At 69.5% G+C, this 18007-nt stretch carries 10 protein-coding genes; 8 read left to right on the top strand and 2 right to left on the bottom strand.

Annotation, left to right across the window (positions count from 1 at the left end; genetic code table 11):
• The first annotated feature begins 69 nt into the window (after positions 1-69).
• The gene (locus tag ACFWFP_RS28305) at positions 70-909 is read left to right on the top strand and encodes a siderophore-interacting protein (RefSeq protein WP_379299983.1); all 840 of its coding nucleotides are present in this window, start codon (positions 70-72) and stop codon (positions 907-909) included.
• 3 nt (positions 910-912) lie between these two features.
• Positions 913-1128, top strand: coding sequence for a phosphopantetheine-binding protein (locus tag ACFWFP_RS28300; protein WP_379299981.1), 216 nt, complete (start codon positions 913-915; stop codon positions 1126-1128).
• 52 nt (positions 1129-1180) lie between these two features.
• Here the strand turns inward: ACFWFP_RS28300 and ACFWFP_RS28295 are convergent, their stop codons facing one another.
• Positions 1181-2887: a (2,3-dihydroxybenzoyl)adenylate synthase gene (locus ACFWFP_RS28295; protein ID WP_379299979.1), complete on the bottom strand. Its 1707-nt coding sequence runs from the start codon at positions 2885-2887 to the stop codon at positions 1181-1183.
• A gap of 30 nt (positions 2888-2917) precedes the next feature.
• On the opposite strand from ACFWFP_RS28295, the gene ACFWFP_RS28290 reads away from it, so the two are divergent.
• From ACFWFP_RS28290 to entS, 6 genes are all read left to right on the top strand, one after another.
• Positions 2918-3706 (top strand): SDR family oxidoreductase, encoded by a 789-nt coding sequence (locus ACFWFP_RS28290; protein ID WP_379299977.1) that lies wholly within the window; start codon positions 2918-2920, stop codon positions 3704-3706.
• 9 nt (positions 3707-3715) lie between these two features.
• Positions 3716-4849: an isochorismate synthase MenF gene (locus ACFWFP_RS28285; protein ID WP_379299975.1), complete on the top strand. Its 1134-nt coding sequence runs from the start codon at positions 3716-3718 to the stop codon at positions 4847-4849.
• A 34-nt stretch (positions 4850-4883) separates the two neighbouring features.
• On the top strand, positions 4884-5552 hold the full coding sequence (locus tag ACFWFP_RS28280; protein ID WP_379299973.1) for an isochorismatase family protein: 669 nt from the start codon (positions 4884-4886) through the stop codon (positions 5550-5552).
• 278 nt (positions 5553-5830) lie between these two features.
• Positions 5831-14422: an amino acid adenylation domain-containing protein gene (locus ACFWFP_RS28275; RefSeq protein WP_379299971.1), complete on the top strand. Its 8592-nt coding sequence runs from the start codon at positions 5831-5833 to the stop codon at positions 14420-14422.
• 37 nt (positions 14423-14459) lie between these two features.
• Positions 14460-15458 (top strand): ABC transporter substrate-binding protein, encoded by a 999-nt coding sequence (locus ACFWFP_RS28270; RefSeq protein ID WP_379299969.1) that lies wholly within the window; start codon positions 14460-14462, stop codon positions 15456-15458.
• Entirely contained in the window at positions 15455-16684 is a 1230-nt protein-coding gene (entS, locus tag ACFWFP_RS28265; protein ID WP_379299967.1) for an enterobactin transporter EntS, read from the top strand. The genes ACFWFP_RS28270 and entS overlap by 4 nt, the downstream gene beginning before the upstream one ends.
• Positions 16685-16750: 66 nt before the next feature.
• Here the strand turns inward: entS and ACFWFP_RS28260 are convergent, their stop codons facing one another.
• A complete protein-coding gene (locus ACFWFP_RS28260) occupies positions 16751-17842 on the bottom strand; it encodes a mechanosensitive ion channel family protein (protein ID WP_379299965.1) in 1092 nt (363 codons plus the stop codon).
• Between the last annotated feature and the right edge of the window lie 165 nt (positions 17843-18007).

The raw sequence follows: 18007 nt of genomic DNA, 5'->3' as shown, positions 1-18007 counted from the left end.
CGGCGTGGTCTCGGCACTCATCGGCCCGGTGGCGCTCGCCACCGGGCCGCTGCACGGAAAGGAACAGAAATGACAGATCGAAGTGGCTATGCCGCGCGCATCGCGGAAGTGCTCGCCAGTGAGCACGGTGACAAGGTTCCGTATCCGATCGGCCTGCAAGAAGTGGAGGTGATCCGCACGGCCCAGGTCGGGGCCGGACTGCTCAGGATCACCTTCGGCGGGCCCGATATCGCGTCCTTCCACAGCTATGTGCCGGACGAACATGTGCGCCTGGTCTTTCCGAGCGAGGACGGGGTGCTGCGGCTGCCCAAGCTCGACGGCCAATCACTCGAGTGGGGCAACCCGCGCCCGGTGTCGCGCGAGTACACGGTGCGCCGCCACAGCATCGCCGACAACGAACTCGACATCGATTTCGTGATCCACCCCGGCGGCTTGGCCTCGGAATGGGCGAGCACGGTGACCCCGGGCACCAAGATCCACATCGCGGGCCCGCCCGGGGGCGTCGTGGTCCCGGAGTCCTACGACCGGTTCCTCTTCGTCGGTGACATCACCGCGCTGCCCGCCATCGCGCGCTGGCTGGAACGGATCCGGCGCACCGCGCAGGGCTGGGCGTTCATCGAGGTGGCCGGCCCGGAGGAAGAGATCGAGATCGACGCGCCCGAGGGCATCGAGGTGCGCTGGCTGCATCGCGGCGACCTGGCGCCGGGCACCGGTGACGCGCTGGAGAAGGCCGTGCGCGGGGTGGAAGTCCCTGCTGGAGAACGTGTTTACGCCTGGGTCGCGGGTGAGGCGGGATGCCTGCGGGGAATCCGCAAGGTGGTCCGCAACGATCTCGGCATCGGACCCAAGGATTCGCTGATCGCCGGCTACTGGAAGCGCGGCGTCGCCGACTTCGATCGAGAGGAATGAACCATGACCGACGAACAGATCATCACAGACGTGGCCGCCGCACTCGGTGTCGACCGATCGGAACTGGCCGCCGACACCGATCTCCTCGACGCGGGGCTCGACTCGGTACGCATCATGTCGCTCGTGGAGAAATGGCGGTCGGCCGGACATGCAGATATCGACTTCCCCACGCTCGCCGGTGATCCCGTACTCGGGTCGTGGATCGAACTGCTGGCCTGATCGTGTGATCGCGGCTGGGGGTGGCTGGTCATCGGTGCCACCCCCAGCACGGTCAGTTGCCGTGCGCGCCGTCGGCGAGCGCCTGCCGCAGATCCTTGCGGCTGGTCTTGCCGACCCCGGTCTCCGGGAATTCGTCGATGACCACCACCGTGTCGGGCATCTTCCAGGCCGCCACGCCGCGCGAGCGGACGAACGAACGCACGGAGATCAGCGTGGGGCGCTGCGCGGGGTCGACCGGCTGGACGAAGGCGCAGATACGTTGCCCCAGCACCGGATCCGGGGTACCGACGATGACCGCGTCGCGGACCGCGGGGTGTTCGAGCAGGTGCGCCTCGAGCTCTTCGGCCGAGACCTTCTCCCCACCCCGATTCACCCAGTCGCCCGCGCGGCCCGCGACGACGAGGTTGCCGTCGGGTCGCACGGACACGATGTCGCCGGTGCGGTACCAGCCCTCGGCGGTGAAGCTGCGCGCGTCGGCGTCGGGGTTGTTGTAGTAGCCGCGAATCGTGTACGGGCCCTGCGTGATCAGGTTGCCCGTGCCGCCCGGCGCGACCTCGACGCCGTTGTCGTCGACGACGGCGAGCTGATCGTGCTCCGACATCGGCCTGCCCTGGGTGCTCACCACCACGTCGATCGGATCGTCCAGCCGGGTGTAGCAGACCAGGCCCTCGGCCATGCCGAACACCTGCTGCAAGGTCACGCCGAGCGCGGGGCCGATCCGGCGGGCCAGTTCGTCCTGGCACCGTGCCCCGCCTACCTGGAGTACTCGCAGGCTGGACAGGTCGGGGGTGGCGCCCGCTTCGGCGCGCTCGGTCCACAGCCGGGCCAGCGGGGGCACCAGACCCGTGATGGTGACCCCGAACCGCTCGATCAGCGGGAAGGCCGTTGCCGGAGTCGGATCCGGCGTCATCGCCACCGCGCCACCCGCCCAGATCGCGCCGAGGATGCCCGGCGAACTCATCGGGAAGTTGTGCGCGACAGGCAGCGTCGCGAGATAGACGGTGTCGTGATCGAGTTCGCAGATCTCGGCGCTGCGGCGCACGCTGTAGAGGTAGTCGTCGTGGGTGCGTGCGATGAGCTTCGGGATGCCGGTACTGCCGCCCGACAGTTGCAAGAACGCCACATCGCTCGCCGACGGACCCGCCAATTCGGTGGGGGTGTCCCGGTATTCGTCGAGATGGTGCGCGCCGTCGGGCAGCGACTCACTGTCGACGAGCAGCAGGTGGCGCAGACTCTCGACCTCCTCGCGCACCTGCGTGGCCAGCGCCGCGTAGTCGAAACGCTGATGTGTGCCGCAGGTGATCATGGCCGTCGCCGCGGCGGCACCGGCGATCGGCACCAGCTCGGCCTTGCGATGCGCGGGCAGACAGAACACCGGCAGCGCGCCGAGTTTGAACAGGGCGAAGATCACCTCGACGAATTCGGCGCGGTTGGGCAGCTGCACCAGCACCCGGTCGCCGGGCACGATTCCGAGCCGGGCCAGGCCGGTGGCGAGCGAGCTCGAACGGTGGTCGAGTTCGGCGTAGGTCCAGCTGTTCGCGTCGTCGAGAACGGCGATCCGCTCCGGTGCCGAGGCCGCGCGCGCGGTGAGCACCGCACCGAATGTCTCACTCGTCCAACAGTTCTGCTCTCGATATCGTCGTGCGAGGTCAGCGGGCCACGGGGTGAAGCCGGGGAGCACGGGGTCGGTCAAGTCGAGCACCTCTTTCCAGCGGATCTTCGAACAGTCTCGCCGGTTGAAGTACGCGAAGGTAACCATCCGACGACAGAATCAGGTTAGGCTAACCTCATGTTAAATGGTGATTTCAGTCGGCGAATCATCGTCGTCACCGGCGCGGCCGGTGGTATCGGCGCCGCCATCGCCGCCCGTTTCGCCGACGAAGCCGGGGTGCTCGCCCTGTGGGACCGCGATCCAGCCGTACACAAGATCGCCGCCGACCTTCCGGCGCGATCCGCGTACGGCGTGGAGCTGGACGTCAGCGACGGCGCCGCCGTGCGGGCGGCCTTCGACCACCTCGGTGCCGAGTACGGAACGCCCGATGTGGTGGTGCACGCGGCCGGACTCATGGTCGGCGGCTCCGCGCTCGAGCTCGATCCCGAGGACTGGACACGCTGTCTGACCGTCAACGCCACCGGCACGATGCTCGTGAGCCAACGCGCCGCCGCCGACATGGCCCGCGCCGGTCGCGGCGCGATCGTGGTCGTCTCCTCGAACGCGGCCGCGACGCCACGCGTCGCGATGGCCGCCTACGGCGCCGCCAAGGCCGCCGCCACCTCGTTCACCCGGTCGCTGGCCCTCCAGGTGGCACCGCTGGGCGTGCGGGTCAACCTCGTCTCGCCCGGCTCCACCGATACCCCGATGCTGCGCGACATGTTCGGCGGCACCGCCCTCGACGACGCAGCCGAGAATGCCCTGTTCGACGGCGATCCGAGTGTCTACCGCCTCGGAATCCCGTTGCGGCGCATCGCCACCCCCGCCGATATCGCGGGCGCAGTCCATTTCCTGGCGTCCGAGGACGCCCGCCACATCACGATGCACGACCTGCGGGTCGACGGTGGCGCAACGCTCGACATGTGACCGAGAGGAATGATCACCATCAGTACCGACAGCTCAGACCCCGCCTTCTTACTGTCCCGTCCGCAGCGGACCGTGTCCGCCACCGCGGGCGGGACGGTATTTCGCTCGGCACACGACGCCATCACCGCGTTGCGCAGCGGCCGGATCAGCCACATCGTCGGCGCGCTGCCCTTCACCCCCGGCGCACCGACCGCGCTGTGGGCGCCGGACTCGGTGACGATCACCGAGGCGCCGCACCAGCCCGGCTCCCGGGCGCTGCCCGGTTTCGAACTCGACGCCGCGCTGCCCGCGCCGGAGGAACACCGCCAGCGCGTCGCCGCCGCCGTCGAACTGCTCGGTAGCCCCGCGCATCCCTTGCGAAAAGTGGTGCTGGCTCGTGCAGTTCGCGCTCGTGCGCCGAAACCGGTTCGCGCACTGGACATCCTGGACGTGATGGTGGCCTCGGACCCGATGTCCAACGGTTTCCTCGTCGACCTCTCCGCCGCGGGCGGGCGGTTCCCCGGTCATCATCTCGTCGGGTCCAGCCCGGAGATCCTGGTACGCCGCAACGGAAGTCAGGTCCTGAGTCACCCGCTGGCAGGCTCGGCCCGGCGCATCCTCGACGACAGCGACGCCGACCGCGCCGCGGCCGACGCCCTGCTCGCCTCGACCAAGGACCACGCCGAACACCGCTTCGTGACCGATCAGGTCTCCGCCGTGCTGCGTGACCGGTGCGCCGACGTACACACTCCCGCACCGGAACTCACCGCCACCCCGGCGATGTGGCATCTGGGCACGCCGATCTCCGCCACCGTCCCGCTCGCCGGACCATCGGCACTGGAACTGGCGGTAGCCCTGCACCCCACTCCGGCGATCTGCGGCACCCCCACCGCCGCGGCCGCTCGCGTGATCGCCGAACTCGAGGGCGAACGCGGCTTCTACGCCGGGGCGGTCGGCTGGTGCGACGCCGACGGCAACGGCGAGTGGATGGTGAGCATCCGCTGCGCCGAGTTGTCCGCCGACGGCACCACCTTGCTCGCGCACGCGGGCGGCGGGATCGTCGCCGCCTCCGACCCCGCCGCCGAATTGGCCGAGACCACCGGCAAATTCCAGCGCATCCTCGGGCCGCTCGGTATCGCCGACCTGCCCGTCACCGTCGGCTGACCCTGCCGACCACTACGCCAACGAAAGACTTCCCATGCCTATCCCCCCGATCGCGCCCTATCCGATGCCGACCACGGACGAGTTCACCGCCGACCAGGTCGACTGGATCGCCGAGCCAGGCCGCAGCGCGCTGCTGATCCACGACATGCAGCAGTACTTCCTCGACGCCTACGACCTGTACCGCGATCCCGCCCGCACCCTGATCGCCAATATCGCCAGACTGCGCGACCACTGCCACCAGCTCGACATCCCGGTCATCTACACCATGCAGCCCGGCGACCAGCATCCGTCGCGGCGCGGCATCCTCGCCGACTTCTGGGGCACCGGCATGGCCGAAGGCGCCGATACCGAGGTCGTCAGCGCCATCGCCCCCGATCCGGAGGACATCCAGGTCACCAAGTGGCGCTACTCCGCCTTCCAGCGCACCGACCTGCGTGAACTGCTCGGCTACTACGGCCGCGACCAACTCCTCATCACCGGCGTCTACACCCACATGGGCTGCATGCTCAGCGCCGCCGAGGCTTTCATGGGCGACGTGCGCCCCTTCCTCGTCCACGACGCCACCGCCGACTTCAGCCGTGACGAGCACATCATGGCGCTGAACTACGTGGCCCGTCGCTGTGGGGCCGTCACCGGCACCGACGAGCTGATCCGCCAGCTGGGCAGCGCGACCGTGGAATCCACCGAGCGCCGATCCGCCTGATCGGTGCCGCCGAGAGGTGCCCTGCCGTCGCAAGTGAACGGCAGGGCACCGTCGTGCCGGTACCGAACACGCTGCGCCACCGGCGATTCCGCTCACCCGCGACCTCGCGGAAGCCGGCCGTTCCGGCATCGGAAGCGCCGCTCGGTGACGCGGGCCACAATCTACATTTGAAACTGAAGTTAGGCTAACCTTCTCCCCACCTCTCTTCCGCTGGGCTCCCCTCGAGACCGAGCGGTACGAGAGGGTCGGTGAGGGTTGAACGGTGAAGGAGTTTTGCTGTGAGTTCGGTGGAACGGGACGACGTGAGCGCCGAAGATCCCGGATTACCGCTCACCGGAGCGCAATTGGGCATCTGGAACGCCCAGCGCCTCGACCCCGACTCGCTCAGCTACATGGTCGGTGAGGTGCTCGAGATCTCGGGACCCGATCCGCTCGATCTGGCGTCGCTGGACACCGCGATTCGCCGCACCATCGCCGACACCGACACCATGCGACTGCGCTTCGAGGACACCGCCGACGGACCGCGTCAGCGGATCACCTCGACGGAACCGGAACTTCGTCCGCTCGTCGATCTGCGCGGCGAGAGCGACCCGGTCGCCGCCGCGCACCGGCTGGTCGCGACCGAACGCGAACGCTCCGCCACCTATTGCCGGGCCATGGTCGACCGGCAGCTCTACACCTACACGCTGCTGCGCCTCACCGACAACGATGTGTGGTGCATCCAGCTCTACCATCATCTGATCATCGACGGCTACAGCGCGGCGATGGTGTCGCGCCGGGTCGCCGCCCACTACACCGCGCTGCGTCGCGGGGGTGACGTGCCGCGCCTGCGCTGGGGCTCGATCGAGACGCTCGTCGCCGAAGACCTGGAATACCGTGCGAGCCAGGCACATCAGCACGACCGCGACTACTGGCGCGACCGGCTCACACCGCTGCCGCCGCTGGACGGTCGCGGCCGCGCTCCCGAGGGCGTGGTCGAACAGACCCACGAGGTCCGCGCCGTCCTCGACACCGAACTGGTGGCACGCGTCAAGGCGGCGGCCACCGCGGCCGGCATCACCTGGGCCGACGTGCTCGTCGCCGGATATGTGGGATTCGTGCACCGAGTGCTCGGCGAGACCGATGTGGTCATCGCCCTGCCGGTGATGGCGCGAGTCGGCAAGACCGCCCTCACCACACCGTCCATGGCGGTCAATGTGCTGCCGCTGCGGATCTCGGTGTCCAGCCAGGATCGCCTCGACGAACTCGGCAAACGGGTGGCGGGCGCGCTCCGGGAGGTCCGCGCTCATCAGCGATTCCGCGGTGAGGACCTGGCCCGCGAATTCGGCGGCACCCAGACCGGGGCGCTGCTGCACGGCATCGGCATCAACCTCAAGGCGTTCGACTTCGCCCTCGACTTCGACGGCGCCACCGGCACCCTGCGCAATGTCGCCGGTGGTCCGCCGGAAGACCTGGGCCTGACGGTCACGCCACTGTCGGAGGATCGGATCCAGCTGGGATTCGAGGTCGACGCCCGATCGCTGGACGCCGACACCGTACGGCGGCGAATGGACGCGCTGGTCGCGTTGCTCACCGAACTGGTCGACGCGGCGGACAAGCCCATCGGCGCGATCACCCTGTACCCGGCCGAGACCGGTGCGCGCATCGCCGACGAACGGGCCGGTGCGGCACTGCCCGGCACCCCGCAGGACGCGGTCGAGATCTTCGATCGGATGGTCGCGGCGCAGCCGGACGACGTCGTGCTCGTCGGCGGCACCGACCGGCTCACCGCCGCCGAACTCGGAGCGCGGGCGCACCGGCTGGCGCGGTACCTGCGCGGTCGCGGTGTCGGCCCCGAGGACATCGTGGGCATCGCCCTGCCGCGCACCGTGGACCTGGTGGTCGCCCTGCTCGCGGTGCGGCACGCCGGAGCGGCCTTCCTGATGCTCGATATCGGGCATCCCGCGCAGCGCCTCGCCGATATCGTCGACGATGCCGCCCCGGCGCTGATCCTCACCGACGACGCGGTGGCGGACACCGTGTTCGCCGATCGATCGGATGCGCTGATCCGGCTTTCGGACAGCGGGATCCGGGACGCCGTCGCCGCGCTCCCCGATGGTCCACTGGTTTCGGCCGAACTCGCCGCACCGCGCTCGCCCGCGCATCTGGCCTACGTCGTGTACACGTCGGGGTCGACCGGAAAGCCCAAGGGCGTCCAGATCTCCTGCGGGGCGATGGCCCAGCTGCTGCACCACCACCGATCGACCGTCTACGCCGACACCGCCGAGCGCGTGGGTGGGCGACAGCTCCACATCGCGCACACGTACTCCTTCGCCTTCGACGCCGCGCTGGACCAGCTGCTGTGGCTGTGGTGCGGGCACCGGATCCACCTGTACGACATCGACATCCAGAAGGACGCGGCCGCGCAGATCGCGGCGTTGCGCGGCGATCGCATCGATGTCGTCGACACCACCCCGTCGATGGCCACCGCCCTGATCGACAACGGACTGCTCGGCAGCGCGCATCGTCCCGAACTGCTGCTGCTCGGCGGCGAGGCGACCCCGCCCGCGCTGTGGTCGGTCATCGCCGCGTCGAAGGTGGCCGCGCGCAATATGTACGGCCCGACGGAGGCCACCGTCGACGCGCTCAGTGCGCCGGTCACCGGCGCGCTCCCCCATGTCGGCGGACCGCTCCCCGGAACCCGCGCCTATCTGCTCGACGGTGCGCTGCAACACGTGCCCGACGGCGAGATCGGCGAATTGTATTTGGCCGGGCCACAATTGGCGCGCGGCTACCTCGGCCGTGTCGCGGTGACGGCGGACCGGTTCGTCGCCGATCCGTTCACGCCGGGCGAGCGCATGTATCGCACCGGCGACCGCGCGCGCTGGCTCCCCGGCCACGGCTACGACTACCTCGGGCGCGCCGACTCCCAGATCAAGGTGCGTGGCTACCGCGTGGAACTGGGCGAGGTCGAGGCCGCGCTCGGCGCACTGCCCGGGGTGGCCGCCGCGGCCGCCACCATCCGGAAGTCCGGCGACAGTACCCGATTGGTGGGCTACCTGGTCCCCGAGACCGGCCGCACGCTCGACGCCGACCAGCTGCGCCACCGGCTGACCGCCCTGGTGCCCGACCACCTGGTGCCCTCGGCGCTGGTGGTGCTCGATGCCCTGCCGACCACCGTGAACGGCAAACTCGATCGCGCGGCCCTCCCGGCGCCCCAGCTGACCTCGACCGGACGGCCGGCCCGCACCGAGCAGGAGCGCGCGCTGTGCGGTGTGGTCGCCGATGTCCTCGGCGTACCCCAGGTCAACGCCACCGACGACTTCTTCGGACTCGGCGGCGACAGCATCACCGCCATCGGCGTGAGCAGCCGCCTGCGCGCGCTGGGCTGGGAAGTCCAGCCGAAAACTCTGCTGGCCCAACGTGATCTGGCGGCCATCGCCGCGGCGGCCCAGGTGACGGACCAGCAGGCCGACGCCCCGGCTCCGGACGAGGCGACCGGCTCCGTCCCGGTCCCGCCCATGGTGGCGGCACTGCTCGCAGCGAACCCGAGCCGTGGCGCCGTCGCCGGATACGCCCAGTGGACCGCCCTGACCCTGCACGAGGATCTCGCGCTCGACCACCTGACCACCGGCCTGCAAACGGTGCTCGACCGCCACGACGCCCTGCGCCTGATCCTCGACGAATCGGATCGGCTGGAAGTCGCGGGCGTTGGAACCGTGCGCGCGTCGGACCTGGTTCGCGAGCTGCCCTTCGACGAATCACGCTCGAGCCGTGCGCTTACCCCCGATTCTGCCGTCGGCGCGACAGCGGAAATCGACGCCACGGGCACGGAGTCGAGACCCTCGGAGTCCGCCGACGACGCGCTGATCGACTCGGTGGCGACCGCGCTCGCAGCGGAATTGGATCCCGCCGCCGGTGTCGAGATTCGCGCCGCGCTGGTACGCACCGCGCCGGGAAACGCCGACTGCTTGATCCTGGTCGCCAATCACATGGTGGTGGACGGGGTCTCCTGGCGAATCCTGGTCCCCGAGCTGTACGAAGCGTGTGCGGCGGCGCGGGACGCGCGACCGGCCCGGCTGTCCGCGAAAGGCAGTTCGTGGCGGCGCTACGCGACCCTGCTCACCGAGGCGGGGACGGCGGGCGATCATCGCCGGGAACTGGCGCACTGGGAGCGTGCTCTCGGTGACGACACCGTCGCGACACTCGGCGAACGGCCCCTCGACCATGCCGTAGACCTTGTCGAGAGCGCCGAGCAGACACGAACTTTCGCGGCGCCGGAGATCTCCGAGGCCCTGCTGACCACGCTGCCCGCCGCCTATCGGGCGAAGACCGACGAGGTCTTGCTCGCGGCCCTCGTGCTGGCGCTCAACGCCTGGCGGCACGAGCGCGGCGAGGCGCTAGAGACCGGTCGGCCCGTCACCGTCGAGGGACACGGGCGCGACGCCCTGCGTGCCGATACCGATTTCGCCGGCACCATCGGCTGGTTCACCAGCGAGTTCCCGGTATGGACGCCCGCGACCGGCATCGACGACGCGACCGGGCTGGCCGAGGCACTGGCCGGCGGCGCGGCGGCCGGACGGCTGTTGCGCGCGGTCAAGGAGGCCAAGCGCGCCGTCCCCGGTAACGGCGTCGGATACGGCGTGCTGCGCGGGCTCGACCCGGAGACCGCGCCGCGATTGCGCGGACGCCGCGCACCCGAGGTGCTGCTCAACTACCTCGGCCGCTTCGGCGGTGGTGGCGCGGCCGGCTGGAGCCTGCCCGAACACGACGCGTTCGCGGTGACGGAACCACCGGAGAAGGCACTCACGGAAGTGCTGTCGCTCAACGTCTTCGTGCACGAACCCACCACCGCGCAGCCGGGTCCCGCCCGGCTGGCCGTGGAGTGGACCGCGGCGAGCCGCGTTCTCGGCGCGCACCAGGTCGCGCAGATCCAGCGGCACTTCGAACTCGCGCTGGAAGCGTTCGCCGCGCACGCGATGCTGTTCCCCGGCGGACTCACGCCGTCGGACTCCCCCGGCCTCGCCGTCACCCAGGAGACCATCGACACGCTGGAGGCGTCGCACGGCCCACTGGCCGAGCTGCTGCCGCTGTCGCCGTTGCAGGAAGGGCTGCTGTTCCACGCGATTCGCGACGGCGACGACGACGTCTACGCCCTGAGCGCCCGCGTCGACCTGCACGGACCGTTGGACGGCCCCCGCCTGTCGGCGGCTTTCGACACCGTCGTGGGCAGACACCCCACCATGGCCGCGGCCTTCCACTTCGAGGGCCTCGACCAGCCGGTACAGGCGGTTCCCCGGTCGGTCGGCATGCCGTGGCGTGAGATCGATCTGTCCGGATTGCCGCTGCGCGCCGCGCAGGCCGCCGCCGACCGGCTGGAAGCCGAAGCGACCCGGCACCGGTTCGCGGTGGACCGCTCGCCGATGTTGCGCGCCACCCTGATTCGCATGCCCGGCGCGGCGCACCGGCTGGTCCTCAACACCCACCATCTGGTGATCGACGGCTGGTCGACGCCGATCGTGCTGCGCGAGGTGCTCGCCACCTACCACGGCGACGAACTGCCGTCGGCCGCCCCCTACAGCGACTACCTGGCGTGGATCGCTACCCGCGACCACGCGGCCGTCCGCGCGGCCTGGTCGCGGCGACTGCACGGCCTCGCCGAGCCGACGCTGGTACGCACCGAAACCTCGCGCGAACGCGAGTTCCGGCAGTGGCAGGTTCCGCTGCCCGCAGCGCTCGCCACGGCGCTGACCGAGCTCGGCCGCAGGCGCGGCCTGACGATGAACACCCTGGTGCAGGGCACCTGGGCACTGGTGCTCGCCTCACTCACCGGACGCACCGATGTCGTGTTCGGCGCCACCGTCTCCGGTCGGCCCGCGGAACTGCCCGGCGTGGCGGGCATGGTCGGCCTGTTCGCCAACACCGTGCCGGTGCGCTGCGCCTTCGATCCGGAACGCCCGCTGCTCGAGCAGCTGGCGCAACTGCAGGACAACCAGTTCGCCATGCAGGAGTTCGACTACGCGGGACTGGCGGAGATCGAACGGATCGCCGGTACCGGAACCCTGTTCGACACTCTGGTGGCCTTCGAGAACTTCCCGAATTCCGGTCCTGGGCAACCTGATTCGCACGAATTGCGCCGTGGTGACTTCCACAATCACGGCACCACGCACTATCCGATGACCTTGATCGCTCCGCCGGGCGACCGGCTGGAACTGGTGATCTGGTACGACCGCGCCGCCGTCCACGACACCACGCTCGCCCGGATCTCCGATCGGATCGGCGCGATCCTGACCGCCGTCACGGCCGCCACGGATCCCACCCCCGCGATGTTCCTCGACCCGCTCGTCGCCGAATCGGCCGCCGCCATCGCACGATCCACCGGCGCCGAACAGCCGGACCCGCGGGGCGAGACCCTGGCGGTCTGGGGCACGCCCATCGATCCGGCGGCGCCCGCCATCACGGCCGAAGGCGTCACGATCGACCACCGGGAGTTCGATTCCAGGGCCAATCGCCTGGCCAGGTGGCTCATCTCGCGCGGCGTCGGTCCAGAAACCGTGGTGGCCGTGGCTATGCCGCGCACCATCGACTCGGTCGTCACCGCGCACGCCATCTGCCGCGCCGGTGGCGTGTACCTGCCGGTGGACCCCGAACAGCCCGAGCAGCGGGTCGAGAAGATCTTCGACGCCTCCGCACCCGCCCTGGTTCTGCGCTCGCTCGACGACGTGGACACCAGCGGACTCGCCGATGCCGGGCTCACCGACGCCGACCGGCTCGCGCCGCTGCGCCCCGCCAACACCGCCTGCCTGCTGTTCACCTCGGGCTCCACGGGTGTGCCCAAGGGCGTGAGCCTGTCGCACGCCGCGATCATCTCCACGTTCGAGTGGCTGCACCGCGAATGCCGCTTCGGTCCGGGCGACGCGATGCTCTTCCGCACCCCACCGATCTTCGACGCCTCGCTCATGGAGATGTTCCTGCCGCTGCACGTCGGCGCCCGGATCGTGCTGACCCGGCCCGGCGGTCATCGCGACCCCTACTATCAGGCGCGGCTCATGAGCGCGGAGCGGGTGACCGCGATGTGGATGACGACCTCCATGCTGACCGTGCTCGCCGAAGAGGCCGACCTGTCGGGGTGCGCGGATCTGCGCGTGGTCCTCACCGGCGGTGAGGTGCTGCCGCCCGCGACGGCGCAGCGCATGCGCGCACTGACCGGCACGGCCGTCTACAACTTCTACGGTCCCACCGAAGCCGCCATCGGCTTCACCTTCCACGAGACCGTCGACGCCGATACCGCCTCGGTGCCGGTCGGCGCACCCGCCGACGCGGTCCGCATCCTCGACGACCAGTTGCGACCGGTCCCCGAGGGAACCATCGGCGAGCTCTACATGACCGGTGTCCGGCTCTCCCGCGGCTATCTGGCCCGTCCCGATCTGAGCGCCGCCGCCTTCGTGGCCGATCCGGACGGCCACGGCGAAAGGATGTACCGCACCGGCGATCTGGTGAAACTGAATTCGCGCGGCGAACTCGACTACGTCGGCCGCACCGACAGCCAGGTGAAGTTGCGCGGCCAGCGCATCGAACTGGGCGATATCGAATCCGCCCTGCTCACCTGTGCCGGTGTGGCCAACGCGGTGGTGCTGCTCCGGGAGGACACACCGGGTGATCAGCGCCTGGTCGCCTATCTCATCGCCAAGTCCGCGACCGTGCTCGATATCGACGCGGTACGTGAGCAGTTGCGAACAGCGTTGCCCGCGTACATGATTCCCGCCGCCTTCGTCGAGCTGGATCACATTCCGCGCACCGCGACCGAGAAGATCGCCCGGCGAGAGCTCCCCGCGCCGTCCGGCGAGACGGTCGCGGATCCCGGCCGCATCACCGCCGCTTCCGTGTCGAGTGATCCCGCGTGGGAACCGGATTCAGGCTTGCTCGACACGGTCTGTCAGGCCATGGCAGCGGTGCTGTCGGTCGCCGAGATCGGTGCGGACGACGACTTCTTCGACAAGGGCGGACACTCCCTGCTGGCCGTGCGGCTGGTCGGGCGCCTGACCCGCGCCGAACTGCCGGTGGTCCTCGACGACGTCTTCGCCGCTCCCACGCCGCGCGCGCTCGCGGCACGGATCGGCGCGGTCGATCCCAGCACGCCTCGACCGGCGGCAGACGGTCTCGCCAGCTTGGGCAGCCGCCTCGACCCGGTGCTGGAACTACGCGCCGAGGGGTCGGTCCCACCGCTGTTCTGCATCCATCAGATCGGCGGCACCGCATGGAAATACGCGCCGCTGGCCCGGCTGCTGCGGGCCGAACGACCGATCATCGGCCTGCAGATGCCCCAGCTCACCGAGCCCGACAAGCAGACCCGCACGCTCGACGAGCTGGCCCGGTTCTACCTGGACGCCGTCCGCCGCATCCAGCCGCAGGGGCCCTACCATCTGCTCGGCTACTCCCTCGGCGGCAATCTCGCCCACGCGATGGCCGCCATCCTGGAAGCCGAGGGCGAGCAGATCGGCTATGTGGGGCTGCTCGACTCGCACCCGCTGTCGAATCTGACCGATCGCGCCGCCGCGACCCTGGCCGACCCGTCCGGAATGGACGCGCTGCTGCCCGAAATCGCGGAATACGCGCCGGAATTGGCGGTCGTCGTCCGCAATGCCGCGACCGAGCTGCTGCGCATGGTCACGCACTCCGAATCGCCGAACTACAGCGGCCCGATGGCGCTGTACTGCGCCGACGCCGGTGACGAACCCGAACGCGTGCACGCCCAGCTGACCGGGTGGAAGGCAGCCGGCGCCCAGCTGGTGATCCGCCGGCTCCCCTACTCGCACAACGACATCGCGATGCCCACCGGCTGGGTCGAAGTCGCGGCGCTCCTCGATGTGGATCCAGCGATCCGCACCTGAACCTCCCGTAGAAGAAAGAGAAAGAGGAACAACTTCCATGTCAGTTCACCGAATGACGGCACGCATGCGTGCCGGCGTCGCACTCCTGATCGTCGCGGTGGCCGCGACGGCAGCGGGCTGCGGCAGCTCCACCTCCGAGCAGGCGGCCGACACCGGCACTCGCCAGGTGGAAACCGTCAAGGGGCCCGTGACGGTGCCCTCCGATCCACAGCGCATCGTGGTCCTCAACGGCGCTCTCGCCGGATACCTCTACGACCTCGACGCCAAGGTGAAGGCCACGGATCCGCGCATCCTCGGCCTCACACTGAAGCCGGGCGAGTTCTCGCCGTCGTGGTCGGCGGACGCCAAGGAGCAGGGCACCGAGGCCGTGCCCTCCGGTGACGATCTGAACCTGGAGTTCATCGCCGCCCAGCGGCCGGACCTGATCATCGGCGGCGGACCGGGCTTCCCCGGCCTGCAGTCGATCAAGGCCTACGACAAGCTCTCCGCCATCGCCCCGACCGCGCTGGTGCCCTCGGACGCCACCAGCTGGCAGGACCTGTTGAAGTCGGTGGCCGACATCGTGAACCGCACCGACAAGGTGGACGCGATGATCACCTCCTACAACGACAAAGTCGCGAAGGTGAAAGCCAAGCTGAAGCTGCCGCAGGGCGCAGCGGCGGTGATGCAGTCCCAGGCGGACGGCAAGCCGATCATGCTGCTGCCCAACACCCCGCTCGGTGGACTGCTGACCGCGGTCGGCTTCACCATGGACGACAAGATCGAGCAGAAGGCGGGCAACCCGACCCGTCCCGCGGCGGCCGACTTCGTGACCTTCAGCCCCGAGCTGCTGAGCACCGTCGCCGATGCTCCGGTGCTGTTCGTGATCAAGCTCGACGGCGGTCGTGACATCGCCGGTCTGAAGCAGGACCCGGCGCTGTCCTTGCTGCCCGCGTTCCAGAAGAACCAGGCCTACGAGCTGCCCGCGGACACCAAGCGCCCGGACTACCGGGTTTCCATGGCGACCCTCGACCTGTTGGCGGAGCGCTTCAAGTGATAGCCGTCGGCGGCCTGCTGATCGATACCTCGCCCCTGCGTTCCAGCCGGGAGTTCCGTAACGCCTTCGCGGCCCGGCTGGTCTCGGTCCTCGGTATCGGACTGCTCATGGTGGCTCTGCCCGTGCAGATCTATCAAGCCACCGGCTCGTCCCTGCATGTCGCCGGCGTCACCACCGTCACCGCGATCGCCCTGTTCGCCGGAAGTCTGGCGGGCGGGGTGATCGCGGACCGGTACGACCGGCGCGATGTCATCCAATGGGCGCGCAGCGCGGCCGGTTTCGGCTTTCTCGCGCTCGGCGTGAACGCGTTGCTGCCGCATCCGTCGCTGGGCGTCATCTACGCCGCCGGCCTGGTCGACGGCCTGGCGGGCGGGGTCAGCGGATCGGCGCTCATGGCGCTCATCCCGATGCTCGTCGGACGGGAGAAGGTGGCCGCCGCCGGTGCGCTGACCTCACTCACCACCGACCTCGGCACCATGATCACACCGGCCGTCGCCGGCCTGCTGATCGCGAAAACCGGGGTGGCGGTGCCGTTCTTCCTCTGCGCGGGCGCGACCGTGGCCACCGTCGGGCTGATCCGCTCAATCGGGCCGCAGCCGCCGCCGGTGCGCGACATCGCCCATCCGCTGCGCGAACTGGCCATCGGCATCGGGTTCGCGGCTCGGCACAAGGTCATCCGCGCGGCACTGCTCACCGGCGCCGTGGCGATGATGGTGAGCGGCCCGCTGGTCTTGTTGCCCGCGTTCGCCGGCGACGAGCTCGGCGCGGGTGAAACCACTCTCGGCCTGCTCTACGCCGCACCGGGCGCGGGCGCGGTACTCGGCTCGCTCACCAGCGGGTGGATCGGCCGCAGCAAGCGCCCGGGCCTGGCACTGCTGATCTCGTTGGCGCTCATGCCGATCGGGGTCATCGCCGCCGGACTCGCACCACACGCCGCACTGGCCTTCCTCGGCCTGGCCGGATTCGGCCTCGCCCGAGCACTGAACATGGTGCTGCGCTACGCGATTCTGCAGCAGGAGTCGCCCGAGGAACTGCGCGGGCGTCTGTCCGGCCTGCTCATGGTGCAGTCCGTCGCGGGCACGGCCGTCGGTTCCATGGTGGCCGGTGTGGTCGGCCAATTCTTCGCTCCCGGAACCGCTCTCGTCGTCTATGGGCTGTCGGTACTGGTTCTCGTTGTGTTGACGACTGTCGCCGCTGCTCCCCTGCTGGGCAAGAAGAAGCCCTGACGTAGCGGAACCGACCGGCGAAGGAACAAGAGGCCCCGCTGTTCTACGGAACGGCGGGGCCTCTCGTCAGGTATTCGCACCGACGGACGTCTTCGTCGCGTCGAACAACCCTGCGCGGTCATCCTCACCGGAGTGGGTGATCGACGTCGGGATCTTGGGAAACGCGTGGGCGTGATGGCGACCGATCCAGGTCAGCAGCTCCTCCCGGACCGCGCAGCGCAGGGCCCACGCATCGTCGGCGTCGGCGGCCGACATCGTCGCACGCACGACGATGTCGGTCGGCGTGCTGTCGGTCACCAGCAGATTCCAGTTGCGGCCGTCCCATTCCCGGCACTCGCGCAGGTAGGTGTGCAGGTGCTCGCGCAGCGCGGGCACCGGGGTGCTGTGGTCCAGGTGCAGCAGTACTGTGCCGGTGACCTGCGAGCCGCCCCGCGACCAGTTCTCGTAGGGCTTGCTGTTGAAGTAGGACACCGGCATGGTGAGCCTGCGGTCGTCCCAGATCCGCACGGTCAAGAAGGCCAGCGTGATCTCCTCGACGGTTCCCCACTCCCCTTCCACCACCACGGTATCGCCGATCTTGACCGAGTCGCCGAAGGCGATCTGCAACCCGGCCATGAGATTGCTCAGCGTCGACTGGGCGGCAACGCCGACGATGATGCCGATCACGCCCGCCGAGGCCAGCATCGACGTGCCGAGGGTCCGCAGACTCGGGAACAGCAACATGATGGCCACCGCGGCGGTGGTGACCACCAGCACCGAGGTAATGATGCGGCGCACCAGTCCGAGCTGGGTGCGCAACTGGCGCACGCGCGAAATCTCGCTGGCGCGTTGCGCGTAGCGGCCCAGCAGGCTTTCGGCGACCACATCGGTGGCCCGGATGACCAACCACACCGCGGCGATGATGGCCGCCGTCGCCAGGAAGTTCCGGATCACCACGTCCTGGCGCAGGTCGAGCTCGGCGAGCGGGTAGACCGCGTGCAAGGTGACCGTGCCGAGCAGAACCTGCAGCGGCAGTTGCAGTCGCCGCAGCGATGGCAGATGGACGCCGGAACCGCGGCGCGCCGCGTAGCGCAGCAGGCGCTCCACCAGCAGGCCCACCGAAACCGTGATCGCCGCCGTGGCGAGCAGCACGATGATCGGCCGTAATATCTCCTCCACGAGACCGAACTCCTCTCGTTGTCGGGTCACCTCAGCTGGGGCATACCCACACCCGCTCCCCACGGACATGACTGTCTGATTGCGAGTCGCGGGGTCGGCACAACGACAAGAGGCTCCGCTGTTCGGCGAGAACAGCGGAGCCTCGTGCGGATGTATTCGGCTGTC

This window comes from Nocardia sp. NPDC060249 (genome assembly GCF_042728755.1).
In the GTDB taxonomy this organism is placed as follows: domain Bacteria; phylum Actinomycetota; class Actinomycetes; order Mycobacteriales; family Mycobacteriaceae; genus Nocardia.
This window is presented reverse-complemented; position numbering and strand designations above follow the sequence as displayed.